Origin of the sequence: Pseudomonas sp. RIT-To-2, assembly GCF_029623465.1 — a bacterium.
GTDB classification, from domain to species: domain Bacteria; phylum Pseudomonadota; class Gammaproteobacteria; order Pseudomonadales; family Pseudomonadaceae; genus Aquipseudomonas; species Aquipseudomonas silvicola.
In genome coordinates this window covers 214932-239946 of the sequence record NZ_JAPYKM010000002.1, presented here as the reverse complement: position 1 = coordinate 239946, position 25015 = coordinate 214932, and the positions used below count along the sequence as shown (strand labels likewise).

At 63.7% G+C, this 25015-nt stretch carries 21 protein-coding genes and 1 other RNA gene; 20 read left to right on the top strand and 2 right to left on the bottom strand.

Going from position 1 to position 25015, the window contains the following annotated elements:
* The 17 genes from rnpB to lpxC all read left to right on the top strand — a co-directional run bounded on the left by rnpB (window position 1) and on the right by lpxC (window position 18451).
* An RNA gene (rnpB, locus tag QBK88_RS03035) (RNase P RNA component class A) lies at window positions 1-360 on the top strand.
* A gap of 310 nt (window positions 361-670) precedes the next feature.
* Window positions 671-1126, top strand: coding sequence for a division/cell wall cluster transcriptional repressor MraZ (gene mraZ, locus QBK88_RS03030; RefSeq protein ID WP_158155324.1), 456 nt, complete (start codon window positions 671-673; stop codon window positions 1124-1126).
* Window positions 1123-2070, top strand: coding sequence for a 16S rRNA (cytosine(1402)-N(4))-methyltransferase RsmH (rsmH, locus tag QBK88_RS03025; RefSeq protein WP_445764885.1), 948 nt, complete (start codon window positions 1123-1125; stop codon window positions 2068-2070). The genes mraZ and rsmH overlap by 4 nt, the downstream gene beginning before the upstream one ends.
* Window positions 2067-2360: a cell division protein FtsL gene (ftsL, locus tag QBK88_RS03020; RefSeq protein ID WP_158155272.1), complete on the top strand. Its 294-nt coding sequence runs from the start codon at window positions 2067-2069 to the stop codon at window positions 2358-2360. The genes rsmH and ftsL overlap by 4 nt, the downstream gene beginning before the upstream one ends.
* Window positions 2360-4096, top strand: coding sequence for a peptidoglycan D,D-transpeptidase FtsI family protein (locus tag QBK88_RS03015; protein ID WP_277960912.1), 1737 nt, complete (start codon window positions 2360-2362; stop codon window positions 4094-4096). The genes ftsL and QBK88_RS03015 overlap by 1 nt, the downstream gene beginning before the upstream one ends.
* Window positions 4096-5559, top strand: a complete 1464-nt coding sequence (locus QBK88_RS03010) for a UDP-N-acetylmuramoyl-L-alanyl-D-glutamate--2,6-diaminopimelate ligase (protein ID WP_277960858.1) — start codon at window positions 4096-4098, stop codon at window positions 5557-5559. Before QBK88_RS03015 ends, QBK88_RS03010 begins: the two co-directional genes overlap by 1 nt.
* Complete coding sequence (locus QBK88_RS03005) at window positions 5552-6919, top strand: UDP-N-acetylmuramoyl-tripeptide--D-alanyl-D-alanine ligase (RefSeq protein WP_277960857.1); 1368 nt, start codon at window positions 5552-5554, stop codon at window positions 6917-6919. The genes QBK88_RS03010 and QBK88_RS03005 overlap by 8 nt, the downstream gene beginning before the upstream one ends.
* Window positions 6919-8001, top strand: a complete 1083-nt coding sequence (mraY, locus tag QBK88_RS03000) for a phospho-N-acetylmuramoyl-pentapeptide-transferase (protein ID WP_158155280.1) — start codon at window positions 6919-6921, stop codon at window positions 7999-8001. Before QBK88_RS03005 ends, mraY begins: the two co-directional genes overlap by 1 nt.
* Window positions 8002-8007: 6 nt before the next feature.
* Window positions 8008-9354, top strand: a complete 1347-nt coding sequence (gene murD, locus QBK88_RS02995) for a UDP-N-acetylmuramoyl-L-alanine--D-glutamate ligase (protein ID WP_277960856.1) — start codon at window positions 8008-8010, stop codon at window positions 9352-9354.
* A complete protein-coding gene (gene ftsW / locus QBK88_RS02990; RefSeq protein ID WP_445764884.1) occupies window positions 9351-10565 on the top strand; it encodes a putative lipid II flippase FtsW in 1215 nt (404 codons plus the stop codon). Before murD ends, ftsW begins: the two co-directional genes overlap by 4 nt.
* Window positions 10555-11625, top strand: coding sequence for an undecaprenyldiphospho-muramoylpentapeptide beta-N-acetylglucosaminyltransferase (gene murG / locus QBK88_RS02985; protein WP_277960855.1), 1071 nt, complete (start codon window positions 10555-10557; stop codon window positions 11623-11625). Before ftsW ends, murG begins: the two co-directional genes overlap by 11 nt.
* Window positions 11618-13072, top strand: coding sequence for a UDP-N-acetylmuramate--L-alanine ligase (murC, locus tag QBK88_RS02980; protein WP_277960854.1), 1455 nt, complete (start codon window positions 11618-11620; stop codon window positions 13070-13072). The genes murG and murC overlap by 8 nt, the downstream gene beginning before the upstream one ends.
* On the top strand, window positions 13069-14028 hold the full coding sequence (locus tag QBK88_RS02975; protein WP_277960853.1) for a D-alanine--D-alanine ligase: 960 nt from the start codon (window positions 13069-13071) through the stop codon (window positions 14026-14028). The genes murC and QBK88_RS02975 overlap by 4 nt, the downstream gene beginning before the upstream one ends.
* Before the next feature lie 4 nt (window positions 14029-14032).
* Window positions 14033-14902: a cell division protein FtsQ/DivIB gene (locus QBK88_RS02970; protein WP_268148528.1), complete on the top strand. Its 870-nt coding sequence runs from the start codon at window positions 14033-14035 to the stop codon at window positions 14900-14902.
* A 14-nt stretch (window positions 14903-14916) separates the two neighbouring features.
* Window positions 14917-16176 (top strand): cell division protein FtsA, encoded by a 1260-nt coding sequence (ftsA, locus tag QBK88_RS02965; protein ID WP_158155294.1) that lies wholly within the window; start codon window positions 14917-14919, stop codon window positions 16174-16176.
* Between the two features lie 60 nt (window positions 16177-16236).
* Window positions 16237-17427, top strand: a complete 1191-nt coding sequence (gene ftsZ / locus QBK88_RS02960) for a cell division protein FtsZ (RefSeq protein WP_158155296.1) — start codon at window positions 16237-16239, stop codon at window positions 17425-17427.
* A gap of 112 nt (window positions 17428-17539) precedes the next feature.
* The gene (gene lpxC, locus QBK88_RS02955; protein WP_008365412.1) at window positions 17540-18451 is read left to right on the top strand and encodes a UDP-3-O-acyl-N-acetylglucosamine deacetylase; all 912 of its coding nucleotides are present in this window, start codon (window positions 17540-17542) and stop codon (window positions 18449-18451) included.
* A 98-nt stretch (window positions 18452-18549) separates the two neighbouring features.
* On the opposite strand, the gene QBK88_RS02950 is transcribed toward lpxC, so the two are convergent.
* The gene (locus QBK88_RS02950; protein ID WP_277960852.1) at window positions 18550-19008 is read right to left on the bottom strand and encodes a DciA family protein; all 459 of its coding nucleotides are present in this window, start codon (window positions 19006-19008) and stop codon (window positions 18550-18552) included.
* A 287-nt stretch (window positions 19009-19295) separates the two neighbouring features.
* Between QBK88_RS02950 and secA the strand changes: the two genes are divergently transcribed.
* The 3 genes from secA to QBK88_RS02935 all read left to right on the top strand — a co-directional run bounded on the left by secA (window position 19296) and on the right by QBK88_RS02935 (window position 24432).
* Complete coding sequence (gene secA, locus QBK88_RS02945; RefSeq protein ID WP_277960851.1) at window positions 19296-22034, top strand: preprotein translocase subunit SecA; 2739 nt, start codon at window positions 19296-19298, stop codon at window positions 22032-22034.
* 117 nt (window positions 22035-22151) lie between these two features.
* On the top strand, window positions 22152-23369 hold the full coding sequence (gene argJ / locus QBK88_RS02940; protein ID WP_277960850.1) for a bifunctional glutamate N-acetyltransferase/amino-acid acetyltransferase ArgJ: 1218 nt from the start codon (window positions 22152-22154) through the stop codon (window positions 23367-23369).
* Window positions 23370-23487: 118 nt separating this feature from the next.
* Window positions 23488-24432 (top strand): Nudix family hydrolase, encoded by a 945-nt coding sequence (locus tag QBK88_RS02935; protein WP_277960849.1) that lies wholly within the window; start codon window positions 23488-23490, stop codon window positions 24430-24432.
* A 16-nt stretch (window positions 24433-24448) separates the two neighbouring features.
* Here the strand turns inward: QBK88_RS02935 and QBK88_RS02930 are convergent, their stop codons facing one another.
* Window positions 24449-25012 (bottom strand): cob(I)yrinic acid a,c-diamide adenosyltransferase, encoded by a 564-nt coding sequence (locus QBK88_RS02930; RefSeq protein WP_277960848.1) that lies wholly within the window; start codon window positions 25010-25012, stop codon window positions 24449-24451.
* Window positions 25013-25015 lie beyond the last annotated feature (3 nt).

Below are 25015 nucleotides of genomic sequence, written 5' to 3'. Positions count from 1 at the left end.
AGAGTCGATTGGACAGTCGCTGCCTGCTTTTGTTCCGCAAAAGCGGGGGGAGGAAAGTCCGGGCTCCATAGGGCGGAGTGCCAGGTAATACCTGGGAGGCGCGAGCCTACGGAAAGTGCCACAGAAAATAACCGCCTAAGCACTTCGGTGCCGGTAAGGGTGAAAAGGTGCGGTAAGAGCGCACCGCACGTCTGGTAACAGTGCGTGGCTAGGCAAACCCCACTCGGAGCAAGACCAAATAGGGTTCCATATGGCGCGGCCCGCGTTGGAACCGGGTAGGTTGCTAAAGGTGTCCAGTGATGGCCATCGTAGAGGAATGACTGTCCTCGACAGAACCCGGCTTACAGATCGACTCTCCACCTCCTTCTCCCTTGGGCTTCAATCAACAGCAGAAGCCGATTCCTAATACCGAAAAAATCTTACTCTTGATAATTCACTTTAACTTTGGCCCGTAGCTCATTGAGTTAACTTGGCTTTATACCCCTTCGCTTCCCTCGAATTAGCCTTTCGCCTTCCTTTTATCTCCTAAATCTCCGATCTGTAAGGGTTTTCCTTACGAGCGTGCCTTGACGGTGGTACGGGCGCATTCCTATAGTGTGCGCAAGTGGCGGAAAGTGGCACAAAGTGGGTTTTTCAGGCACAAAAAACTAAAAAATGGGGAAGCGCCTCTGTGTTTCGCGGAGCAAATGCCATCAGTCTCGATGCCAAAGGCCGGCTAGCCATGCCCAGCCGGTACCGTGACGAGCTGGTTTCGCGCTCCAATGGCCAGCTGATCGTGACCATCGATGCCGTTGACCCCTGCCTTTGTGTGTACCCGCTGGACGAATGGGAATTAATTGAAACAAAGCTGCGCGCACTGCCGTCGCTCCGGGAAGAAAACCGCCGTCTGCAAAGGTTGCTGATTGGCAACGCGGTTGACCTGGAGCTCGACGGCAGTGGGCGTTTTCTGGTTCCGCCACGTTTGCGCGAGTACGCGAAGCTGGACAAGAAAGCCATGCTGGTCGGCCAGCTGAACAAGTTTCAATTGTGGGACGAGGATGCCTGGAACGCTGTTGCTGAAGCGGACCTGGCAGCTATTCAACAACCGGGCGCCATGCCTGATGAACTGCGTGATTTGATTCTGTGACTATAGATAGCGGCTTTAACCACATCACCGTATTGCTTGACGAAGCCGTCGAGGCTCTCGCCATACAGGGCGATGGCTGCTATGTGGACGGTACCTTCGGGCGGGGTGGTCACAGCCGGCTGATCCTCCAGCACCTGGGGCCGCAGGGCCGATTGCTGGGGTTCGACAAAGACCCACAAGCGATTGCCACAGGGCAAGCGCTGGCGGCCGAAGACGGCCGCTTTGTCATTGTGCAGCGCAGCTTTGCGGAAATGGGTAGCGAAATTGCTAGCCAAGGCCTGGCGGGCAAGGTCAACGGCGTGCTGCTGGACCTGGGCGTCTCGTCGCCCCAGCTGGATGACCCCGAGCGCGGCTTCAGCTTCATGAATGACGGCCCGCTGGACATGCGCATGGACCCCACCCGTGGTGTCAGTGCCGCCGAGTTCATCGCCAATGCCCCCGCCGAGGAAATCGCCCGGGTGTTCAAGGAATACGGTGAAGAGCGGTTCGCCAAGCGCATGGCCAACGCCGTGGTAGCGCGCCGGGAGGTCAAGCCGTTCGAGCGCACCGCCGACCTGGCCGAAGTGCTCAAGGTCGCCAACCCGGCCTGGGAAAAGGGCAAGAACCCTGCTACTCGCGCGTTCCAGGGCCTGCGCATTCACGTCAACAACGAACTGGCCGACCTTGAGGCGGGCCTCGAAGCGGCGCTGGAGTCGCTGGAAGTCGGTGGGCGCCTGGTGGTGATCAGCTTCCACTCGCTGGAAGACCGTATCGTCAAACTGTTCATGCGCAAACTGGCCAAGGGCGAGGCTGACAACCTGCCGCGCAACCTGCCGGTGCGCTTCCAGGCTTTCGAGCCGAAGATCAAGGTTCACGGCAAGGCCCAGTTCGCCTCCGAGGCTGAATTGAAGGCCAACCCGCGCTCGCGCAGCGCGGTCATGCGCGTGGCGGAGAAGCTGCGGTGAGCAAGCTCTTTGCAAAGCCCTTGCCAGGCGGAAGCTTCCTGATGCTTCTGCTGTTCATCGGCGTGCTGGTGTCGGCCATCGCCGTGTCTTACAGCGCGCACCTGAACCGTCAGTTGCTCAACAGCCTGTACAACGAACTGAGTGAGCGCGACAAGGCTCAGGCCGAGTGGGGGCGCCTGATTCTGGAACAGAGCACCTGGACGGCCCACAGCCGGATCGAGGCGCTGGCCAGCGGCCAATTGAAAATGCGCATTCCCGATGCCGCCGAAATCAAGATGGTGGCGCCATGATGAAGCTTGATGGTGCCCTGTACCCGTGGCGGTTCCGGGTACTCGTGTCGTTGCTGGGTATCATGGTGGGCGCGATCGTCTGGCGTATCGTCGACCTGCAGGTCATCGACCATGACTTCCTCAAAGGGCAGGGCGACGCCCGCAGCGTGCGCCATATTCCTATTCCTGCACACCGTGGCCTGGTCACAGACCGCAACGGCGAACCCCTGGCCGTGAGCACCCCGGTCACTACCTTGTGGGCCAACCCCAAGGAAATGCAACTGGACAAGAGCAAGTGGCCCGCGCTGGCCGCCGCTCTCGGCCAGGACCCGCGCGAGCTTGCGGCGCGCCTGGAAGCCCAGGCCACCAAGGAGTTCATCTACCTGGTGCGGGGCCTGACCCCAGAGCAGGGGCAGACCGTGCTCGACCTCAAGGTTCCTGGTGTCTACGGCATCGAGGAATTTCGTCGTTTCTACCCGGCCGGTGATGTCACCGCGCACATGGTCGGCTTCACCGACCTGGATGACCATGGCCGCGAAGGTGTGGAGCTGGCCTATGAAGACTGGCTGGCGGGCGTGCCCGGCAAGCGGCAGGTCATCAAGGACCGCCGTGGCCGTCTGATCAAGGACGTGCAGGTCACCAAGAACGCGAAGGCGGGCAAGACCCTGACGCTTTCCATCGACCTGCGCCTGCAGTACCTGGCCTCGCGAGAACTGCGCAACGCCATCGTCGAGAACGAAGCCAAGGCCGGCAGCCTGGTGATCATGGACGTGAAAACCGGCGAAGTGCTGGCCATGGTCAACCAGCCGACCTACAACCCCAACAACCGCAAGACCATGTTCCCCGCTTCCATGCGCAACCGGGCGATCACCGACGTGTTCGAGCCCGGCTCGACCATGAAGCCGATCTCCATGAGCGCGGCCCTGGAAACCGGGCGCTGGAAGCCCACCGACAAGGTCGAGGTGTACCCGGGTACCTTGCAGATCGGCCGCTACACCATCAAGGACGTGACCAAGACCGAGGGCCCGATCCTCGACCTGACCGGCATCCTGATCAACTCCAGTAACGTGGGCATGAGCAAGGTGGCCTTCGACGTGGGTGGCGAGAACATCTTCCGCGCCATGTCGGCCGTGGGCCTTGGGCAGTACACCGGTCTGGGCTTCCCGGGCGAGCGCGTGGGCAACCTGCCCAACCACCGCGACTGGAAAAAAGCCGAGACCGCGACCCTGTCCTACGGGTACGGCCTGTCCGTGACGGCATTGCAGCTGGTGCACGCCTATTCGGCCATCGCCAACAATGGCGAGATCGTGCCGCTGACCATTCTCAAGACTGACCAGAAGCCGCCGGCAACACGGGTCATGCCCGAGCAGATCGCCAAGACCCTGCAAGGCATGCTCCAGCAGGTGATCGAGGATAGCCGCGGCGTATACCGTGCGCGTGTACCGGGTTACCACGTGGCCGGCAAGTCGGGTACCGCCCGCAAGGCCACCATCGGTTCGCGTGGCTATACCGAGAACGCCTACCGGTCGCTGTTCGCCGGGTTCGGCCCGCTGAGCGACCCGCGCTACGCCATCGTCGTGGTCATCGACGAGCCGAGCAAGGCCGGTTACTTCGGTGGCCTGGTATCGGCGCCAGTGTTCAGCAAGGTGATGTCCGGCACGCTGCGCCTGATGAACGTGACCCCTGACAACCTGCCGAGTACGCCTCAGCAGCAAGCCCAGGCCCAGCCTGCGGCCAGCAAGGGAGGGCGTGGCTGATGAGCATGCCACTGAGCAAGATCTTCGCCCAGGCCGGCCGCGATCCGTTGATCCGCGAACTGGCCCTGGACAGCCGCAACGTGCGCCCCGGCGACCTGTTCCTGGCCGTGCCAGGGGCCAAGGTCGATGGCCGTGCGCACATCGCCGACGCCTTGGGGCGCGGCGCCGCGGCGGTCGCCTACGAAGTGGAGGGCGCTACCGTGCTGCCCATCACCGACGTACCGCTGATTCCGGTCAAGGGCCTGGTGCGCCAGCTGTCCGACATCGCCGGGCGCTTTTATGGTGACCCAAGCCGCCTGCTGAACCTGGTCGGCGTCACCGGTACCAATGGCAAGACCAGCGTTACCCAGCTGGTGGCCCAGGCGCTTGACCTGCTGGGCCAGCGTTGCGGCCTGATCGGTACCCTGGGCACCGGCTTCCACGAAGCGCTGCAAAGCGGGCGCCTGACCACGCCGGACCCGATCGCGCTGCAATCGACCCTGCTCGACCTGAAAAAGGCCGGCGCCAAGGCCGTGGCCATGGAAGTGTCTTCCCACGCCCTGGACCAGGGGCGCGTCACCGCACTGGCCTTCGACGTGGCAGTGCTGACCAACCTCAGCCGTGACCACCTGGACTACCACGGCAGCATGCAGGCCTATGCCGCGGCCAAGGCCAAGCTGTTCGGCTGGGCCGGCCTGCGTTGCCGGGTGCTGAACCTGGACGATGCTTTCGGCAGCACCCTGGCTGAAGAAGAACATGAATCCCGGCTGATCACTTACAGCCTGCTGGACCCGTCCGCGACCCTGTATTGCCGTGAAGCCGAGTTCGACGACCACGGCGTGCGCGCCACCCTGGTCACCGCCCAGGGCGAGCATCTGTTGCGCAGCCGCCTGTTGGGGCGTTTCAACCTCAGCAACGTGCTGGCGGCGGTGGGTACCTTGCTGGCGCTGGACTACCCGCTGGACGACATTCTCAAGGCCATGCCGCAGCTGGAAGGCCCGCTGGGCCGCATGCAGCGCCTGGGTGGCGGCAAGCAGCCGCTGGTAGTGGTCGATTACGCCCACACCCCGGATGCCCTGGACAAGGTATTGCAAGCCCTGCGCCCGCACGCCAAGGGCGAGTTGCTGTGCCTGTTCGGCTGTGGCGGTGACCGCGACCGCGGCAAGCGCCCCCTGATGGCCGAAGTGGCCGAGCGCCTGGCTGACCGTGTGCTGGTCACCGACGACAACCCGCGCAGCGAAGATCCGTTGCAGATATTCAGTGAGATTCGCCCCGGTTTCAGTGCTGCTGCCCGGGTCGAATTCGTGTCCGGCCGTGGCCCCGCCATCGCTCAGCTCATCGCCCAGGCCAAGGCCGACGACGTGGTGCTGCTAGCGGGCAAGGGCCATGAGGACTATCAGGAAATCAACGGCCAGCGCCTGGCATTCTCCGACCTGGAAGAGGCTGCCCGTGCCCTGGCCACCTGGGAGGTGGACCATGCTTAAGCCCATGTCCCTGGCGGAACTGCTCAAGCCATTGGCTGCGCGTTTGCATGGCCAGGATGTGGCATTCACCGGTGTCAGCATCGACAGCCGTGCCATTGTGCCCGGCCAGTTGTTCGTGGCGCTCACCGGCCCGCGTTTCGACGGCCACGACTACCTGGCTGACGTGGCCGCCAAGGGCGCCGTCGCGGCCCTGGTGGAACGTGAAGTGGCGGGCACCGACCTGCCGCAACTGGTGGTCGCCGATTGCCGCGTTGCCCTTGGCCAACTGGCTGCGCTGAACCGCTCGCGGTTCAGCCGCCCGGTGGCTGCGGTGACTGGCTCCAGCGGCAAGACCACGGTCAAGGAACTGCTGGCCGGAATCCTGCGCACCCAAGGTGAAGTGCTGGCCACCCGTGGCAACCTCAACAACGACCTGGGCGCGCCGCTGACCCTGCTTGAACTGGCACCGCAGCACACCGCGGCGGTCATCGAGCTGGGCGCCTCGCGCCTGGGCGAAATTGCCTACACCGTGGGGCTGACCCGGCCGCACGTGGCCATTCTCAACAACGCGGGCACTGCTCACGTGGGCGAATTCGGTGGCCCGGACAAGATCGTCCAGGCCAAGGGCGAGATCATCGACGGCCTGGCCGCCGATGGCACCGCTGTCCTGAACCTGGATGACAAGGCGTTTGGTATCTGGCACGCCCGCGCCGGCCAGCGTCGGGTGCTCAGTTTTGCCCTGACCAACACCGCGGCCGACTTCCACGCCAGCGACATCAGCGCCGACGAGCGCGGTTGCCCGGCCTTCAACCTGCATGGCCTGCAAGGTACCGCGCGGGTCCAGCTCAACCTGCTGGGCACCCACAACGTGCAGAATGCTCTGGCCGCCGCCGCCGCGGCCCACGTGTTCGGCCTGGCCATCGGCGACATCGTCAACGGCCTGGAAAGCGTGCAACCGGTCAAGGGCCGTACCGTGGCCCAGGTCACTGCCGCCGGCTTGCGCGTAATTGACGATACATACAACGCAAACCCCACCTCAATGTGCGCTGCCGTTGATATACTCGCCGGCTTTTCCGGCCGCACCGTCCTGGTGCTCGGAGACATCGGCGAATTGGGGCAGTGGGCAGAAGAAGGGCACCGGCAGGTGGGCGAGTACGCCCGGGGCAAGGTCGACGCCCTGTATGCCGTGGGCCCGAACATGCTGCACGCGGTAAACGCGTTCGGCGCCAACGCTCGGCATTTCGCCACTCAGTCTGACCTGATCGCAGCGCTTGGCGCCGAACAGGGCAAAAACATCACTATTTTGATCAAGGGTTCGCGCAGCGCTGCGATGGAAAACGTCGTGGCGGCCTTGTGCGGTTCCAGCGGGGAGAAACATTAATGCTGCTGCTGCTGGCGGAGTATCTGCAACAGTTCTACAAAGGCTTCGCGGTCTTCCAGTACCTGACCCTGCGCGGGATCCTGGGTGTGCTGACCGCGCTGTCGCTGGCCCTGTGGCTGGGCCCCTGGATGATCCGTACCTTGCAGATTCGCCAGATTGGCCAGGCTGTGCGCAATGACGGCCCTGAATCGCACCTGAAAAAATCCGGCACCCCAACCATGGGCGGCGCCTTGATCCTGTCGGCCATCGGCGTCAGCACCCTGCTGTGGGCCGACCTGACCAACCGCTACGTGTGGACCGTACTGCTGGTGACCCTGCTGTTCGGCGGCATCGGCTGGGTGGACGACTACCGCAAGGTGATCGAGAAGAACTCGCGTGGGCTGCCAAGCCGCTGGAAGTATTTCTGGCAGTCGGTGTTCGGCCTGGGCGCTGCGATCTTCCTGTACGCCACCGCGCCAAGCGCCGTGGAAACCACCCTGATCATCCCGATGTTCAAGGACGCCAGCATCTATCTGGGCGTGGGCTTCGTGGTGCTGACCTATTTCGTCATCGTCGGCTCCAGCAACGCGGTCAACCTGACCGACGGCCTGGACGGCCTGGCCATCATGCCGACCGTGATGGTGGGCGGCGCCCTGGGCATCTTCTGCTACCTGTCGGGTAACGTGAAGTTCGCCGACTACCTGCTGATCCCGTACGTGCCAGGCGCTGGCGAGCTGATCGTGTTCTGTGGCGCGCTGATCGGCGCCGGCCTGGGCTTTCTGTGGTTCAACACCTATCCGGCGCAAGTGTTCATGGGTGACGTCGGCGCACTGGCGCTGGGCGCGGCCCTGGGCACCATCGCGGTCATCGTGCGCCAGGAAATCGTGTTGTTCATCATGGGTGGCGTGTTCGTGATGGAAACCCTTTCAGTGGTCATTCAGGTGGCTTCTTTCAAACTGACCGGTCGCCGCGTGTTCCGCATGGCGCCCATCCACCACCACTTTGAACTCAAGGGCTGGCCCGAGCCGCGCGTGATCGTCCGTTTCTGGATCATCACCGTGATCCTGGTGCTGTTCGGCCTTGCCACCCTGAAACTGAGGTAGAAACGAGTGTCTCTGATCGCTTCTGACCAATTCCGCATCGTTGTCGGCCTCGGCAAGAGCGGCATGTCCCTGGTGCGCTTCCTGGCGCGCCGGGGCGTTGCCTTTGCCGTGGCCGACACGCGCGCGAATCCGCCGGAGCTGGCGACGCTGCGCCGTGACTACCCGCAGGTGGAAGTACGTTGCGGCGAGCTGGACGTGGAGTTCCTGTGCCGCGCCAGCGAGCTGCTGGTCAGCCCCGGCCTGGCGCTGGCCACGCCGGCGCTGCAGCAGGCGGCCGCCCGTGGCGTGAAGCTGTCGGGTGACATCGAGCTGTTCGCGCGTAACGCGCAAGCGCCTATCGTCGCCATCAGCGGCTCCAATGCCAAGAGCACCGTGACTACCCTGGTGGGTGACATGGCCGCTGCCGCCGGCAAGCGCGTGGCCGTGGGCGGCAACCTCGGCACTCCGGCCCTGGACCTGCTGGCCGACGACGTCGAACTGTACGTGCTGGAACTGTCGAGCTTCCAGCTGGAAACCACCGACCAGCTCAATGCCGAAGTCGCCACCGTGCTGAACATCAGCGAAGACCACATGGACCGCTATAGCGGCCTGCCGGCGTACCACCTGGCCAAGCACCGGATCTTCCGTGGTGCGCGCCAGGTGGTCTACAACCGCCAGGACGCCCTGACCCGCCCCCTGATGGGCGAGGGGCTGCCGTGCTGGACCTTCGGCCTGAACAAACCCGACTTCAAGGCCTTTGGCCTGCGCGAAGAGAACGGCCAGACGTACCTGGCGTTCGAATTCCAGAACCTGATGCCGGTCAGCGAGCTGAAGATCCGCGGTTCGCACAACCAGGCCAACGCCCTGGCTGCCCTGGCCCTGGGCCACGCCGTAGGCCTGCCGTTCGAGCCGATGCTGGCTACCCTGCGTACCTTCGCCGGGCTGGCCCATCGTTGCCAATGGCTGCGCGAGCGTGACGGCGTCAGCTACTACGACGACTCCAAGGCCACCAACGTCGGTGCTGCCGTGGCGGCCATCGAAGGCCTGGGTGCCGACATCGATGGCAAGCTGGTGCTGGTGGCCGGTGGTGATGGCAAGGGTGCCGATTTCTCCGGCCTCCAGGCACCGGTGGCTGCCCATTGCCGCGCCGTGGTGCTGCTGGGCCGCGACGCTGAACTGATCGCCGCCGCCCTGGGCGACCGTGTGCCGCTGGTGCGGGTGACGACCCTGGACGAAGCCGTCGAACAATGCGCTGCCCTGGCCCAGCCCGGCGATGCCGTGCTGCTGTCGCCAGCCTGCGCGAGCCTGGACATGTTCAAGAACTATGAAGAGCGTGGGCGCCTGTTCGCCCAGGCCGTGGAGGGCTTGTCATGATTTTTGGCGTGATCAAGCCATACCCGTCGCCGCTGATTACCGGCCGTGGCATCGATGTCGACTTCCCGATGCTGGCCGGCTGCCTGGCGCTGCTGGGCCTGGGCCTGGTGATGATCACCTCGGCCTCCTCTGAAGTGGCCGCGGTGCAATCGGGCAACCCGCTGTACATGATGATCCGTCACCTGGTGTACCTGGTGCTTGGCCTGGGTGCCTGCGGCGTGACCATGATGATTCCCATCGCCACCTGGCAGCGCCTGGGCTGGTTGATGCTGTTGGGCGCCTTCGGCCTGCTGGTGCTGGTGCTGGTGCCTGGCATCGGCCGCGAGGTGAACGGCTCCATGCGCTGGATCGGCTTCAGCGCGTTCAACGTGCAGCCTTCTGAAGTGGCCAAGGTGTTCGTGGTGATCTTCCTGTCGGGGTACCTGATCCGGCAACAGAAGGAAGTGCGCGAAACCTGGATGGGCTTCTTCAAGCCTTTCATCGTGCTGCTGCCCATGGCCGTGCTGTTGCTGATGGAACCTGACTTCGGTGCCACCGTGGTGATGATGGGCGCTGCGGCGGCCATGCTGTTCCTCGGTGGGGTCGGGCTGTTCCGTTTCGCCCTGATGGTGGTGCTGGCCGTGGCCGCGGTATTCATCCTGGTGCAGGCGCAGCCGTACCGGATGGCGCGTCTGACCACCTTCACCGACCCGTGGGCCGACCAGTTCGGTTCCGGCTACCAGCTGACCCAGGCACTGATTGCCTTCGGGCGTGGCGGCTGGCTGGGCGCCGGCCTGGGCAACAGCGTGCAGAAGCAGTTCTACCTGCCCGAAGCACACACCGACTTCGTGTTCTCGGTACTGGCCGAAGAACTGGGGGTGGTCGGCTCGCTGTGCACCGTGGCGCTGTTCGTGTTCGTGTGTATCCGTGGCATGTACATCGGCGTCTGGGCCGAGCGTTCCAAGCAGTATTTCGCCGCCTACATGGCCTATGGCCTGTCGTTCTTGTGGATCGGCCAGTTCCTGATCAACATCGGCGTGAACGTCGGCCTGCTGCCGACCAAGGGCCTGACGCTGCCGTTCCTCAGCTACGGGGGCAGCTCGTTGGTGATCTGCTGTGCCTGCCTGGGGCTGTTGTTGCGTATCGAATGGGAGAGCCGCACGCACCTGGGCAGTGAAGAAACCGAGTTCAACGAGAGCGACTTCGCCGAGGAGCCTGCCCGTGGCCGGTAACGTATTGATCATGGCCGGCGGCACTGGCGGGCACGTGTTTCCCGCGCTGTCGTGCGCCCGGGAATTCCAGGCCCGCGGCTATACCGTGCATTGGCTGGGCACCCCGCGCGGCATCGAAAACGAACTGGTACCGCAGGCGGGCTTGCCGCTGCACCTGATCAATGTCGCGGGCCTGCGTGGCAAGAGCAAGCTGTCGCTGCTCAAGGCCCCGTTCGTGCTGGTGCGCGCGCTGCTGCAGGCGCGCAAGGTGATGCGCCAGCTCAAGCCGGTATGCGTGGTCGGCTTCGGCGGCTACGTGACAGGCCCTGGTGGCCTGGCCGCGCGCCTGAGCGGCGTGCCGGTGATCGTCCACGAACAGAACGCCGTGGCCGGTACCGCCAATCGCCTGCTGGCCCCCCTGGCGGCCCGTATCTGCGAGGCTTTTCCCAACACCTTCGCAGCGTCCGCCAAGCGCCGCACCACCGGTAACCCGGTGCGCACCGAACTGTTCCTGGAAACCCCGCGCCAGGCCCTGGCCGGGCGCAAGCCGCGGCTGTTGATCACCGGTGGCAGCCTGGGTTCGGAACCCCTGAACAAGTTGATCCCTGCCGCCCTGGCACTGGTGCCCGAGGCCATTCGCCCCGAAGTGTTCCACCAGTCCGGCAAGCAGCACGATGAAGTGACCGCCCAGCGTTATCGCGAGGCCGGCATCGAGGCGCAGGTGGCGCCCTTCATCAAGGACATGGCCCAGGCCTATGGCTGGGCCGACATGGTGGTCTGCCGCGCTGGCGCACTGACCGTCAGCGAGCTGGCCGCCGCCGGCCTGGCGTCGGTGCTGGTGCCCTTGCCACATGCCATCGACGACCACCAGACCCGCAATGCCGAATATCTGGCCCGCGAAGGCGCTGCCTTCCTGATGCCACAAGCGACAACCGGCGCAGCCGAGCTGGCTGAGCGCCTGAACGAGGTTTTGATGCAACCGGAAAAACTCAACACCATGGCGAGTACCGCACGCCGCCTGGCCAAGCCCGATGCAACCCGTACCGTTGTCGATGTCTGCCTGGAGGTGGCCCATGGTTGAGAACCAGAAAGCCATGCCGCAGCCGGAAATGCGCCGCATCCGTCGCATCCACTTCGTCGGTATCGGCGGCGTGGGCATGTGCGGCATCGCTGAAGTGCTGCTGAACCTGGGTTACCAGGTGTCGGGCTCCGACCTGAAAGCGTCGCCGGTCACCGAGCGCCTGGAGTCTTTCGGTGCGCACATCTTCATCGGCCACCGCGCCGAGAACGCCGCCAACGCTGACGTGCTGGTGGTGTCGAGCGCCGTGAACCCGTCCAACCCGGAAGTGGCCACTGCCCTTGAGCGCCGTATTCCCGTGGTGCCCCGCGCCGAGATGCTCGCCGAGCTGATGCGCTACCGCCATGGCATCGCCGTGGCCGGCACCCATGGCAAGACCACCACCACCAGCCTGATCGCCTCGGTGTTCGCCGCCGGTGGCCTGGACCCGACCTTCGTCATCGGTGGCCGCCTGAACGCCGCCGGTACCAACGCGCAGTTGGGCACCAGCCGCTACCTGATCGCCGAAGCCGACGAAAGCGATGCCAGCTTCCTGCACCTGCAGCCGCTGGTGGCCGTGGTCACCAACATCGACGCCGACCACATGGCTACCTACGGTGGCGACTTCAACAAGCTGAAGAAAACCTTCGTCGACTTCCTCCACAACCTGCCGTTCTACGGTCTGGCCGTGGTGTGCCTGGACGACCCGGTGGTGCGTGAGATTCTGCCGCAGATCGCCCGCCCGACCCTGACCTACGGCGTCAGCGAAGAAGCCGATGTGCGCGCCATCAACATCCGCCAGGACGGCATGCTGACCTACTTCACCGTGCTGCGCCGCGACCGCGAGCCGCTGAACGTGTCGGTGAACATGCCTGGCAACCACAACGTGCTCAACGCGCTGGCCACCATCGCCATCGCCACGGATGAAGGCGTCAGTGACGAAGCCATCGTCCAGGGCCTGTCGGGCTTCCAGGGTGTTGGCCGGCGCTTCCAGGTGTACGGCGAACTGCCGGTGGACGGCGGCAGCGTGATGCTGGTCGACGACTACGGCCACCACCCCCGCGAAGTGGCGGCGGTCATCAGCGCCGTGCGCGGTGGCTGGCCGGAGCGCCGCCTGGTGATGGTCTACCAGCCGCACCGCTACAGCCGTACCCGCGACCTGTACGACGACTTCGTCCAGGTACTGGCCGACGCCAACGTGCTGCTGCTGATGGAAGTGTACCCGGCCGGCGAAGAGCCGATTCCGGGCGCCGACAGCCGCCAGTTGTGCCACAGCATCCGCCAGCGCGGCCAGCTGGACCCGATCTACATCGAGCGCGGTGTCGAATTGGCTCCGCTGGTCAAACCGTTGCTGCGTGCCGGCGACATCCTGCTGTGCCAGGGTGCCGGCGATATCGGCGGGCTCGCCCCGCAATTACTGAAAAGTCCGTTGTTCGCCGCTGACCAAGCCGGCGAGGGGAAATCGAAATGACAGTCTGCACCTCATCCTCCCTGCTATCGACCATTGCCCCGAAGGACTTCGGGCGCGTGGCCGTGCTTTACGGCGGCAAGAGCGCCGAGCGGGAGGTTTCGCTGAAGTCCGGCGCCGCCGTGTTGGAAGCCCTGCAAGGCGCGGGCGTGGACGCGTTCGGCCTGGACGTGGGCGATGACCTGCTGGCGCGCCTGCAAAGCGAGAAGATCGACCGCGCCTTCATCATCCTCCACGGCCGTGGCGGAGAGGACGGCAGCATGCAAGGCCTGCTGGAATGCCTGGACATCCCGTACACCGGCAGTGGCATCCTGGCGTCGGCCCTGGCCATGGACAAGTTGCGCACCAAGCAGGTGTGGCAGAGTCTGGGCCTGCCGACGCCGTCGCACGCGGTATTGGCGAGCGAAACCGATTGTATTTCCGCGGGCGCGGAACTGGGCTTCCCTTTGATCGTCAAACCGGCCCATGAAGGTTCAAGTATCGGTATGGCCAAAGTGACCAGCGTCGAGGAATTGATCGGCGCATGGAAAGCGGCCAGCACCTACGATTCGCAAGTTCTGGTGGAGCAATGGATTCAGGGTCCTGAATTCACCATCGCGACCCTGCGCGGTCAGGTCCTGCCACCGATTGCCCTGGGCACCACCCATTCGTTCTACGACTACGACGCCAAATACGTGGCCAACGATACCCAGTATCGAATCCCGTGCGGCCTCGACGCTACCCGCGAACAAGAGCTGATCGACCTCACGGCCCGTGCCTGTGACGCCATCGGCATCGAAGGCTGGGCCCGCGCCGATGTCATGCAGGACGAGCAGGGGCGTTTCTGGCTGCTTGAAGTCAACACGGCCCCAGGCATGACCGACCACAGCCTGGTCCCCATGGCGGCACGCGCCGCCGGCATCGATTTCCAGCAACTGGTGCTGGCGATCCTGGCCGACAGCGTAGAGGCTCGAGGGTAAACCCATGAACGGCGCGACGCTTCGTCATCAGCAACCCGTACCCGGCCGCAACAAGCCGGTGCCCCGTGGCGCCAGTCGCATGGTGGCGCAGGAGCCCATGGGGGCGCGGGTGCGCAAGGCCAATTTCAGCTTTCTCAAGAAGCTGTTCTGGCCCGTGCTGCTGGTGGTACTGGGCGTCGGCACTTACGAGGGCTCCATCTACCTGATGCCCTATGCCGATCGGCCGATCACCAAGATCAACGTGCAGGGCGACCTGAGCTACATCAGCCAGCAGGCGGTGCAGCAGCGTATCGCCCCGTACGTGGCGTCGACTTTCTTCACCATCGACCTGACCAGCATGCGCACCGAGCTTGAGCAGATGCCGTGGATCGCCCACGCTGAAGTTCGCCGCGTATGGCCCGACCAGGTGGTGATCCGGCTGGAAGAGCAACTGCCCGTGGCCCGTTGGGGGGACTCGGCGTTGCTCAACAACCAGGGCGAGGCGTTCGCGCCCCGCGAGCTGGCCAACTATGAGCACCTGCCGCAGTTGTTCGGGCCGCAGCGTGCGCAGCAGCAGGTCATGCAGCAGTACCAGGTGCTGAGCCAGATGCTGCGTCCGCTGGGCTTCTCCATTGCCCGGCTGGAATTGCGCGAACGTGGCAGCTGGTTCCTCACCACCGGCGCAGGAAGCGCAGGCCCCGGTATCGAGCTGTTGCTGGGGCGTGACCACCTCGTCGAGAAAATGCGCCGCTTCATTGCCATTTACGACAAAACACTGAAAGACCAGATCACGAATATTGCGCGCATCGACCTGCGCTATGCCAACGGCCTTGCCGTGGGCTGGCGGGAACCGAATGCGCAGCCGGCGGCCCAAGCGGCTGTCGCGAAGAATTAAGAAGAGGCAGGACCATGGCAAACGTGCAAAGCGGGAAAATGATCGTCGGTCTGGACATCGGTACCTCCAAGGTGGTGGCGCTGGTGTGCGAAGTCGCGGATGACGGTTCGCTGGATATCGTCGGGATCGGTACCCACCCCTCGCGTGGCCTGAAGAAGGGCGTGGTGGTGAACATCGAGTCGACCGTGCAGTCGATCCAGCGCGCGGTGGAAGAGGCGCAGCTGATGGCTGGGTGCCGTATCCACTCGGCGTTCGTCGGCATTGCTGGCAACCACATCCGCAGCCTCAACTCCCATGGCATCGTCGCCATCCGCGACCGCGAGGTCAGCAGCGCTGACCTGGAGCGCGTGCTGGACGCCGCGCAGGCCGTGGCCATTCCGGCTGACCAGCGGGTCTTGCACACCCTGCCGCAGGACTACTCCATCGACAACCAGGAGGGCGTGCGCGAGCCGCTGGGCATGTCGGGCGTGCGCCTGGAAGCCAAGGTCCATGTGGTCACCTGTGCGGTCAATGCTGCGCAGAACATCGAAAAATGCGTGCGCCGCTGCGGCCTGGAGATCGACGACATCATCCTCGAGCAACTGGCCTCGGCCTACTCGGTGCTGACTGACGACGAGAAAGAGCTGGGCGTGTGCCTGGTGGACATCGGTGGCGGTACCACTGACATCGCCATCTTCACCGAAGGCGCCATCCGCCACACTGCGGTGATCCCGATCGCTGGCGACCAGGTCACCAACGACATCGCCATGGCGCTGCGTACCCCGACCCAGTACGCCGAAGAGATCAAGATCCGCTACGCCTGCGCCCTGGCCAAGCTGGCCGGTGCCGGTGAGACCATCAAGGTCCCGAGCGTGGGTGATCGCCCACCGCGCGAGCTGTCGCGCCAGGCCCTGGCCGAAGTGGTCGAGCCGCGCTACGACGAGCTGTTCACCCTGATCCAGGCCGAACTGCGCCGCAGCGGCTACGAGGACCTGATCCCCGGTGGCATCGTGCTGACCGGCGGTACCTCGAAGATGGAAGGCGCGGTGGAACTGGCCGAAGAGATTTTCCACATGCCGGTACGCCTGGGCGTGCCGCATTCGGTACGCGGGCTGGCCGACGTGGTTCGCAACCCTATTTATTCCACCGGCGTGGGCTTGCTGATGTACGGGCTGCAAAAGCAGAACGATGGCACCACCCTGACCGGCCTCGGAAACAACAGCAGCAGCTATGGCGATGAACCCAAGGCACCTGTGCTGGAACGCTTCAAACGTTGGGTTCAAGGCAACTTCTAGGTTTCAGGTTTCAAAGGCAGTAGTAGGCGCTAAAACTAGAGAAATGAAAGGAGAGGGCACATGTTCGAACTTGTAGACAACATCCCGCAAAGCCCGGTAATCAAAGTTATCGGTGTCGGTGGCGGCGGCGGCAACGCTGTCAATCACATGGTCAAGAGCAACATCGAAGGCGTCGAGTTCATCTGCGCCAACACCGATGCTCAAGCCCTGAAGAACATTGGTGCGCGCACCATTCTGCAATTGGGCACCGGCGTGACCAAGGGCCTGGGCGCTGGCGCCAACCCTGAAGTGGGCCGCCAGGCAGCCCTGGAAGACCGCGAGCGTATCGCCGAAGTACTGGTCGGTACCAACATGGTCTTCATCACCACCGGCATGGGTGGCGGTACCGGTACCGGTGCGGCGCCGATCATTGCCGAAGTGGCCAAGGAGATGGGCATCCTGACCGTCGCGGTCGTGACCCGTCCGTTCCCGTTCGAAGGTCGCAAGCGCATGCAGATCGCCGATGAAGGCATCCGCGCGCTGTCGGAAAGCGTCGACTCGTTGATCACCATTCCCAACGAGAAGCTGCTGACCATCCTGGGCAAGGACGCCAGCCTGCTGTCGGCGTTCGCCAAGGCAGACGATGTACTGGCCGGTGCCGTTCGCGGTATCTCCGACATCATCAAGCGCCCGGGCATGATCAACGTCGACTTCGCCGACGTTCGCACTGTCATGAGCGAGATGGGCATGGCGATGATGGGCACCGGCTGCGCCAGTGGTCCGAACCGTGCGCGTGAAGCGACCGAGGCGGCCATCCGCAACCCGCTGCTCGAAGACGTCAACCTGCAGGGCGCCCGTGGCATCCTGGTGAACATCACCGCCGGCCCTGACCTGTCCCTGGGTGAGTACTCCGACGTGGGTAGCATCATCGAGGCGTTCGCGTCGGACCACGCCATGGTCAAGGTCGGTACCGTCATCGACCCGGACATGCGCGACGAGCTGCACGTGACCGTGGTCGCCACTGGCCTGGGTGCGAAGATCGAGAAACCCGTGAAGATCATCGACAACACCCTGCAGACAGCTGCCCAGCAGGCGCCGGCCCAGGCCCCCGCCCGTCAGGAACAGCCGTCGGTGAACTACCGCGACCTGGACCGTCCGACCGTCATGCGCAACCAGGCTCACGCCGGCGCTGCACAGGCGGCCAAGCTCAACCCGCAAGACGATCTGGACTACCTGGACATTCCAGCTTTCCTGCGTCGTCAGGCTGATTGATGGAATTTATCAGGGCTATGAAGGTGATTGGTGTTCAGCAAAGGCCGGGTCTGCTATTATCGCCAGCCTTTGTTGATACCAGTTCGCAATTTGCGCTGAAGCGGCCAATGCCATGATTAAACAACGCACCCTGAAGAATATTATCCGTGCCACCGGCGTCGGCCTGCACTCTGGGGAGAAGGTATACCTGACCCTCAAGCCGGCACCTGTGGATACAGGCATCGTTTTCTGTCGTGCCGACCTGGATCCAATGGTGCAGATTCCTGCGCGAGCGGAAAATGTCGGCGAGACCACGATGTCGACCACTCTGGTCAACGGCGATACCAAGGTAGACACGGTTGAGCACTTGCTCTCGGCCATGGCTGGCCTGGGCATCGATAACGCCTACGTCGAGCTCTCCGCGTCCGAAGTCCCGATCATGGATGGTAGTGCAGGACCCTTCGTATTCCTGATTCAATCTGCCGGCCTGGAAGAACAGGACGCAGCCAAGAAATTCATCCGCATCCTGCGCGAAGTGACAGTGGAAGACGGCGACAAGCGCGCCACTTTCGTGCCATTCGACGGGTTCAAGGTGAGCTTCGAGATCGATTTCGATCACCCGGTGTTCCGCAACCGCACCCAGAGCGCCAGCGTCGACTTTTCCAGCACGTCCTTCGTGAAGGAAGTCAGCCGCGCCCGCACTTTCGGGTTCATGAGCGATATCGAGTACCTGCGCAAGCACAACCTCGCGCTCGGCGGTAGCGTTGAAAACGCTATCGTGGTGGACAAGGATGGCGTGTTGAACGAAGACGGCCTTCGCTACGAAGACGAATTCGTCAAGCACAAGATCCTCGACGCCATCGGTGACCTCTACCTGCTGGGCAACAGCCTGATTGGTGAGTTCCGTGGTTTCAAGTCCGGCCACGCGCTGAACAACCAGCTCCTTCGCAAGCTCATCGAGCAGAAGGATGCCTGGGAAGTGGTGACCTTCGAAGATGCCAGTACGGCACCGATCTCTTACATGCGTCCCGTGGCGGCAGTGTAAGATCGAACACTCTCTTCTCTAGATGTCATTGAGGCCACCTTCGGGTGGCCTTTTTTATGTTCATGGGTGGCGGCCTTTTCCGAGCTTCGCCACTGAACTCAGGTTTTGGATCTGCCTGCGTGCGCCGCCAGGCGCTCCAGCGCCGCGCGCAGGTTCGGGTCGGTGATGCCTTCGGCCGTGGACTGCAAGGTCTCCGCCGCGCTGCTGGGCAGATCGACGTTGCGCTCCGCCGTGCGGTTCTGCACGGTGGGGGGCTGCACCTTGAACAGGATCCGCGTCAGGTTGTCGAATTCCGGCAAGGCCTGCAGGTCACGCTGCAGGCGCTTCTGCTGATAGCGCAAACGTGTAGCCCAATGGCCATCAGTGACAATCAGCAGCAGGCAGCCCTCGCGCCATGATGCCACGTAGCAATGTTCCCGCGCAGCCGGCTGCAACTGGCTTTCCAGCAGGCGTTGCAGGTGCGAAAGCCGCTGGGCGTGGCTGAACAGGGCCTTGAGGGGGCGGGCCTCGCGCAGCAGGACGGCGGGCGCCCGGGCCGGGAGGGGGCGGTAGGCCATAGTGGGAAACCTGAAGTTACAGAGCGCCCATGGTAGCAGAAACGCCTGATTTCCAGCCGGGCCCACCCGTTTGGTTACATAACTTCTTCACCTGATGGGTTGAAGTTGCGAAAAAAGCCCTTATTGTGAAAAGGCCCCGTCAAAGCGCCGTGCCAGCATCGTGGATACAACGCCACTTTCCTCCTCATCGTTTCCGGGTAGAATGCTCGTTCGCATGCGGCCATGAGGGCTGCACGGGCGACTCACGGGGCCGCCCTCCATCCCTATGTGTGGAAGAACCTGCCGATATGTTTGCGCCTTTGTTAAAGAAACTTTTTGGAAGCAAGAACGAGCGTGAAGTCAAACGCATGCTCAAGACGGTACAGATCGTCAATGCCTTCGAAGAGCAAATGGTGGCCCTCTCGGACGAGCAGCTGCGCGCCAAGACCGAAGAGTTCAAGGCCCGCCTGGCAAAAGGCGAGACCCTCGACAAGCTTCTGCCTGAGGCCTTCGCGGTATGCCGTGAAGCGGGCAAGCGTGTCATGGGCATGCGCCACTTCGACGTCCAGCTCATTGGTGGCATGACCCTGCATGAAGGCATGATCGCCGAAATGCGCACCGGTGAAGGCAAGACCCTGGTGGCCACCCTGGCCGTGTACCTCAACGCGTTGTCCGGCAAGGGCGTGCACGTGGTCACGGTCAACGACTACCTGGCTCGTCGAGATGCCAACTGGATGCGTCCGCTGTACGAATTCCTCGGCCTGACCGTGGGCGTCGTCACGCCTTTCGCGCCGCCAGAGGAAAAACGCGCCGCCTACGCCGCCGATATCACCTACGGTACCAACAACGAGTTCGGTTTCGACTACCTGCGCGACAACATGGCGTTCAGCCTGGATGAGAAATTCCAGCGCGAGCTGAATTTCGCCGTGATCGACGAAGTCGACTCCATCCTCATCGACGAAGCCCGTACCCCGCTGATCATCTCCGGCCAGGCCGAAGACAGCTCCAAGCTGTACACCGAGATCAACCGCCTGATCCCGCGCCTGGAGCAGCACATCGAAGAAGTGGAAGGCCAGGTCACCAAGGCCGGTCACTTCACCATCGACGAGAAGACTCGCCAGGTGGAGATGAACGAAGCCGGCCACCAGTTCGTCGAAGAAGTGCTGGCACAGGTAGGCCTGCTGGCCGAAGGCGAAAGCCTGTACTCGGCCCACAACCTGGGCCTGCTGACTCACGTGTACGCTGCCCTGCGTGCCCACAAGCTGTTCCACCGCAACGTGGAATACATCGTCCAGGACGGCCAGATCCTGCTGGTCGACGAGCACACCGGCCGCACCATGCCGGGCCGCCGCCTGTCCGAAGGCCTGCACCAGGCCATCGAGGCCAAGGAAAACCTGAACATCCAGGCCGAAAGCCAGACCCTGGCCTCGACCACGTTCCAGAACTACTTCCGCCTGTACAACAAGCTGTCCGGCATGACCGGTACCGCGGACACCGAGGCGTTCGAGTTCCACCAGATCTACAACCTGCAGGTCATGGTGATTCCGCCGAACAAGCCGCTGGCGCGCAAGGACTTCAACGACCTGGTCTACCTGACCGCGGACGAGAAGTACGCCGCCATCGTCGCCGACATCAAGGAAAGCATGGCCCAGGGCCGTCCGGTGCTGGTGGGTACCGCCACCATCGAGACCTCCGAGCACATGTCCAACCTGCTGCGCCAGGAAGGCATCGAGCACAAGGTGCTGAACGCCAAGTTCCACGAGAAGGAAGCGGAAATCATCGCCCAGGCCGGTCGCCCGGGTGCGCTGACCATCGCCACCAACATGGCGGGCCGTGGTACCGACATCCTGCTGGGCGGCAACTGGGAAGTGGAAGTCGCTTCCCTGGAAAACCCGACCCCCGAGCAGATCGCCCAGATCAAGGCCGACTGGCAGAAGCGCCACCAGCAAGTGCTGGAGTCCGGTGGCCTGCACGTGATCGCTTCCGAGCGTCACGAGTCGCGTCGTATCGACAACCAGCTGCGTGGCCGTGCCGGCCGTCAGGGTGACAACGGTTCCAGCCGTTTCTACCTGTCGCTGGAAGACAGCCTGATGCGTATTTTCGCCTCTGACCGGGTGAAGAACTTCATGAAGGCCCTGGGCATGCAGGCCGGCGAGGCCATCGAGCACCGCATGGTCACCAATGCCATCGAGAAGGCCCAGCGCAAGGTCGAAGGCCGCAACTTCGATATCCGCAAGCAATTGCTGGAGTTCGACGACGTTGCCAACGAACAGCGTAAAGTCATCTACCACATGCGTAACAGCCTGCTGGCCGCGCAGAACATTGGCGACACCATCGCCGAATTCCGCCAGGAAGTGCTGGACAGCACCGTCAGCGCCCACATCCCGCCACAGTCGCTGCCTGAGCAGTGGGACGTGGCCGGCCTGGAAGCTGCGCTGCTGAACGACTTCGGCGTGAAGCTGCCGATTCAGGCATGGTTGGACGAAGACGATCACCTGTACGAAGAAACCCTGCGTGAGAAGCTGCTGGCCGAGTTGCTGGCTGCCTACAACGACAAGGAAGAACAGGCCAGCGCGGATGCCCTGCGTACTTTCGAGAAGCAGATTCTGCTGCGCGTGCTCGACGACCTGTGGAAAGATCACCTGCAGACCATGGACCACCTGCGTCACGGTATCCACCTGCGTGGCTACGCCCAGAAGAACCCGAAGCAGGAATACAAGCGCGAGTCGTTCACCCTGTTCCAGGAACTGCTGGACTCGATCAAGCGCGATACCATCCGCGTGCTGTCGCACGTTCAGGTACGCCGCGAAGACCCGGCCGAGGAAGAAGCACGCCTGCGTCAGGAAGCCGAAGACCTGGCCGCGCGCATGCAGTTCGAACACGCTGAAGCCCCTGGCCTGGACGCACCGCAAGTGCTGCTGGAGGAGGGCGAGGATGTCGCCGTCGCCGCAGCCCCTGTGCGCAATGACCAGAAGCTGGGCCGCAACGAACTGTGCTGGTGTGGTTCGGGCAAGAAGTTCAAGCACTGTCACGGCCAGATCAACTGACGATCGGGCGTTGACCTGAAACATCCGCGCCGCGACCGGCTTCCAGCCGTCGCGGCGTTTTTCCATCGTTAACGCCGTGTGTTGGAATACGGCGTCTGTCTTTCCAGGAGTGTTCTCATGGCTGTTGGTCTGGGCCCTTTGCCGACGCTGCACCCGGTTGCAGGTTTCGAACTTGGCATCGCTTCGGCGGGCATCAAGCGCCCCGGGCGCAAGGATGTCGTTGTCATGCGCTGCGCCGAAGGCTCCAGCGTGGCTGGCGTGTTCACCCTCAACGCGTTCTGCGCCGCCCCGGTGATCATTGCCAAGCAGCGCGTGCAGGGCACCGTGCGTTACCTGCTGACCAACACGGGCAACGCCAACGCCGGTACCGGTGAACCCGGCCTGGCCGCCGCCGAGCGCACATGCGCCAGCCTGGCCAAGCTGGCCGGCGTGGACGCCAGCGCCGTGCTGCCGTTTTCCACCGGTGTGATCGGCGAGCCGCTGCCGGTCGAGAAGATCGAAGGCGCCTTGCAGGCTGCCCTGGACGATCTGTCGGTCGACAACTGGGCCGCTGCCGCCACCGGCATCATGACCACTGACACCCTGCCCAAGGGCGCCAGCCGCCAGTTCGTGATCGATGGCGTGACCGTCACGGTCACCGGCATCAGCAAAGGCGCCGGCATGATCCGCCCGAACATGGCCACCATGCTCGGCTACATCGCCACCGACGCCAAGGTCGCCCCGGCGGTGCTCAAGGACCTGATCCTGGACGGCGCCAACAAGTCGTTCAACCGCATCACCATCGACGGTGACACCTCCACCAACGACTGCTGCATGCTGATCGCCACCGGCCAGGCCAACCTGCCGCAAGTGACCGAAGCCAGCGGCCCACTGTTCGACGCGCTGAAGAAGGCGGTGTTCGAAGTGTGCATGGAAGTGGCCCAGGCCATCGTCCGTGATGGCGAAGGCGCTACCAAGTTCGTCACCGTGCAGGTCAACGGTGGCGGTAACCACCAGGAATGCCTGGACGTCGGTTATGCCGTGGCGCACTCGCCGCTGATCAAGACCGCGCTGTTCGCTTCCGACCCCAACTGGGGCCGTATCCTGGCGGCCGTGGGCCGGGCGGGCGTACCGAACCTGGATGTCAGCAAGATCGACGTGTACCTGGGCGAAGTATGCATCGCCAGCCGTGGCGGCCGCTCGGCCACCTACACCGAAGAGCAGGGCTCGGCGGTGATGGCGCGCGAGGAAATCACCATCCGTATCGAACTGGGACGTGGGGACTGCAGCGAGACCATCTGGACCACTGACTTGTCCCACGAGTATGTGAAGATCAACGCCGAATACCGTACGTAAGGCTTGAGATCCGCAGCGCGGCCTTCCCGAGCTTCGCCCGGTCCCACATGGGCAGCCCATACCCCCTGTGGGACCGGGCGAAGCTCGGGAAGGCCGCACTGCGATATTGGAGGGAATCGTGAAACGTATTCATGTAGCCGCCGCGGTCATCCGTGGTGCTGATAACCGTATTCTCATCGCCCGCCGCGCCGATACCCAGCACCAGGGCGGCCTCTGGGAGTTTCCCGGGGGCAAGGTGGAAGAGGGCGAGGGCGTGCGCGCGGCGCTGGCCCGGGAGCTGGCTGAAGAGCTGGGGATCCAGGTCACGGCCGCCCGGCCGTTGATCAAGGTGCAGCACGACTACCCCGACAAGCAGGTGCTGCTGGACGTCTGGGAGGTCACTGGTTTCACCGGTGAGCCTCACGGCGCCGAGGGCCAGCCACTGGCCTGGGTGACTGCCCGGGACCTGCCCAACTACGAATTCCCTGAGGCCAACCGGCCGATCGTGAAGGCAGCGGGGCTGGCCAGCGAGTACCTGATTACCCCGGACGGCCTGGAAACCCCGCAACTGCTGCGTGGCATTCAGAAGGCCATCGCCAACGGCACGCGTCTGGTGCAATTGCGCGCGCCCAATGGCTATGACCCCAAATACCGCGACCTGGCGGTGGATGCCGTGGGGCTGTGTGCCGGCAAGGCCCAACTGATGCTCAAGGGGCCGCTGGAGTGGCTGGGGGACTTTCCTTCGGCGGGCTGGCACCTGACAGCGGCGCAACTGCGCAAATACGCCAGCAAGGGGCGACCGTTCCCGCGTGAGCGGTTGCTGGCCGCCTCTTGCCACAACGCTGAGGAGCTGGCGCTGGCCCAGCAGATGGGCGCTGACTTCGTCACCCTGTCGCCGGTACAGCCGACCCAGACCCACCCCGACGCGCAGCCGTTGGGCTGGGACCAGGCCGCGCAATTGATCGCCGGGTTCAACTACCCGGTGTTCCTGCTGGGCGGTGTGGGGCCTGAAAACAAGCAGCGCGCCTGGGACATTGGCGCCCAGGGGGTGGCCGGTATCCGCGCCTTCTGGCCAGGTGCCTGACCTGTAGCGGCCGCGTTCAGGGGCGCGGCGCTGCCTGCCAGAGGATCTCGGCGATGCCCTGGCGACGGGCGATGATGCGTGCCGCCACGAACAGCAGGTCCGACAAGCGGTTGATATAGGCCAGCCCCACGCCTTCCAGGGGTTCCACCGCGTTCAGGTGCTGGCAGCGGCGCTCGGCGCTGCGCGCCAGGCTACGGCATACATGGGCCTGGGCAATGAGTGTCGAACCGCCCGGAAGAATGAAATTTTCCAGCGGCCCCAGCTCCTCGTTCCATTCATCGATCACCTGCTCCAACCGCTGCACTTCTGCAGCGTTCAACGCCTGGTAGGCCGGCATCGCCAGTTCGCCTCCCAGGTCGAACAAGCGGTGCTGGCAGGGGGCCAGGGCTTCCACCACTTCACTCAGGCGCCCATCCTCTGCGCAACCGGCCAGCAACAGGCCCAACTGACTGTTGAGGGTGTCAACTTCGCCAATGGCCTCTACCCGCGGGTGGTCCTTGCCCACGCGGCGGCCGTCGCCCAGGCCGGTTTCGCCTTTGTCGCCAGTGCGGGTGTAAATTTTCGACAGGCGAAAGCCCATGGT

Bases quoted from the DNA above. Each gene is read 5' to 3' on its own strand.
- QBK88_RS03015 (WP_277960912.1), top strand. From the start codon at position 2,360: ATGAAGCTTGATGGTGCCCTGTACCCGTGGCGGTTCCGGGTACTCGTG.
- QBK88_RS03010 (WP_277960858.1), top strand. From the start codon at position 4,096: ATGAGCATGCCACTGAGCAAGATCTTCGCCCAGGCCGGCCGCGATCCG.
- QBK88_RS03005 (WP_277960857.1), top strand. From the start codon at position 5,552: ATGCTTAAGCCCATGTCCCTGGCGGAACTGCTCAAGCCATTGGCTGCG.
- mraY (WP_158155280.1), top strand. From the start codon at position 6,919: ATGCTGCTGCTGCTGGCGGAGTATCTGCAACAGTTCTACAAAGGCTTC.
- ftsW (WP_445764884.1), top strand. From the start codon at position 9,351: ATGATTTTTGGCGTGATCAAGCCATACCCGTCGCCGCTGATTACCGGC.
- murC (WP_277960854.1), top strand. From the start codon at position 11,618: ATGGTTGAGAACCAGAAAGCCATGCCGCAGCCGGAAATGCGCCGCATC.
- QBK88_RS02975 (WP_277960853.1), top strand. From the start codon at position 13,069: ATGACAGTCTGCACCTCATCCTCCCTGCTATCGACCATTGCCCCGAAG.
- QBK88_RS02970 (WP_268148528.1), top strand. From the start codon at position 14,033: ATGAACGGCGCGACGCTTCGTCATCAGCAACCCGTACCCGGCCGCAAC.
- ftsA (WP_158155294.1), top strand. From the start codon at position 14,917: ATGGCAAACGTGCAAAGCGGGAAAATGATCGTCGGTCTGGACATCGGT.
- ftsZ (WP_158155296.1), top strand. From the start codon at position 16,237: ATGTTCGAACTTGTAGACAACATCCCGCAAAGCCCGGTAATCAAAGTT.
- lpxC (WP_008365412.1), top strand. From the start codon at position 17,540: ATGATTAAACAACGCACCCTGAAGAATATTATCCGTGCCACCGGCGTC.
- QBK88_RS02950 (WP_277960852.1), bottom strand. From the start codon at position 19,008: ATGGCCTACCGCCCCCTCCCGGCCCGGGCGCCCGCCGTCCTGCTGCGC.
- secA (WP_277960851.1), top strand. From the start codon at position 19,296: ATGTTTGCGCCTTTGTTAAAGAAACTTTTTGGAAGCAAGAACGAGCGT.
- argJ (WP_277960850.1), top strand. From the start codon at position 22,152: ATGGCTGTTGGTCTGGGCCCTTTGCCGACGCTGCACCCGGTTGCAGGT.
- QBK88_RS02930 (WP_277960848.1), bottom strand. From the start codon at position 25,012: ATGGGCTTTCGCCTGTCGAAAATTTACACCCGCACTGGCGACAAAGGC.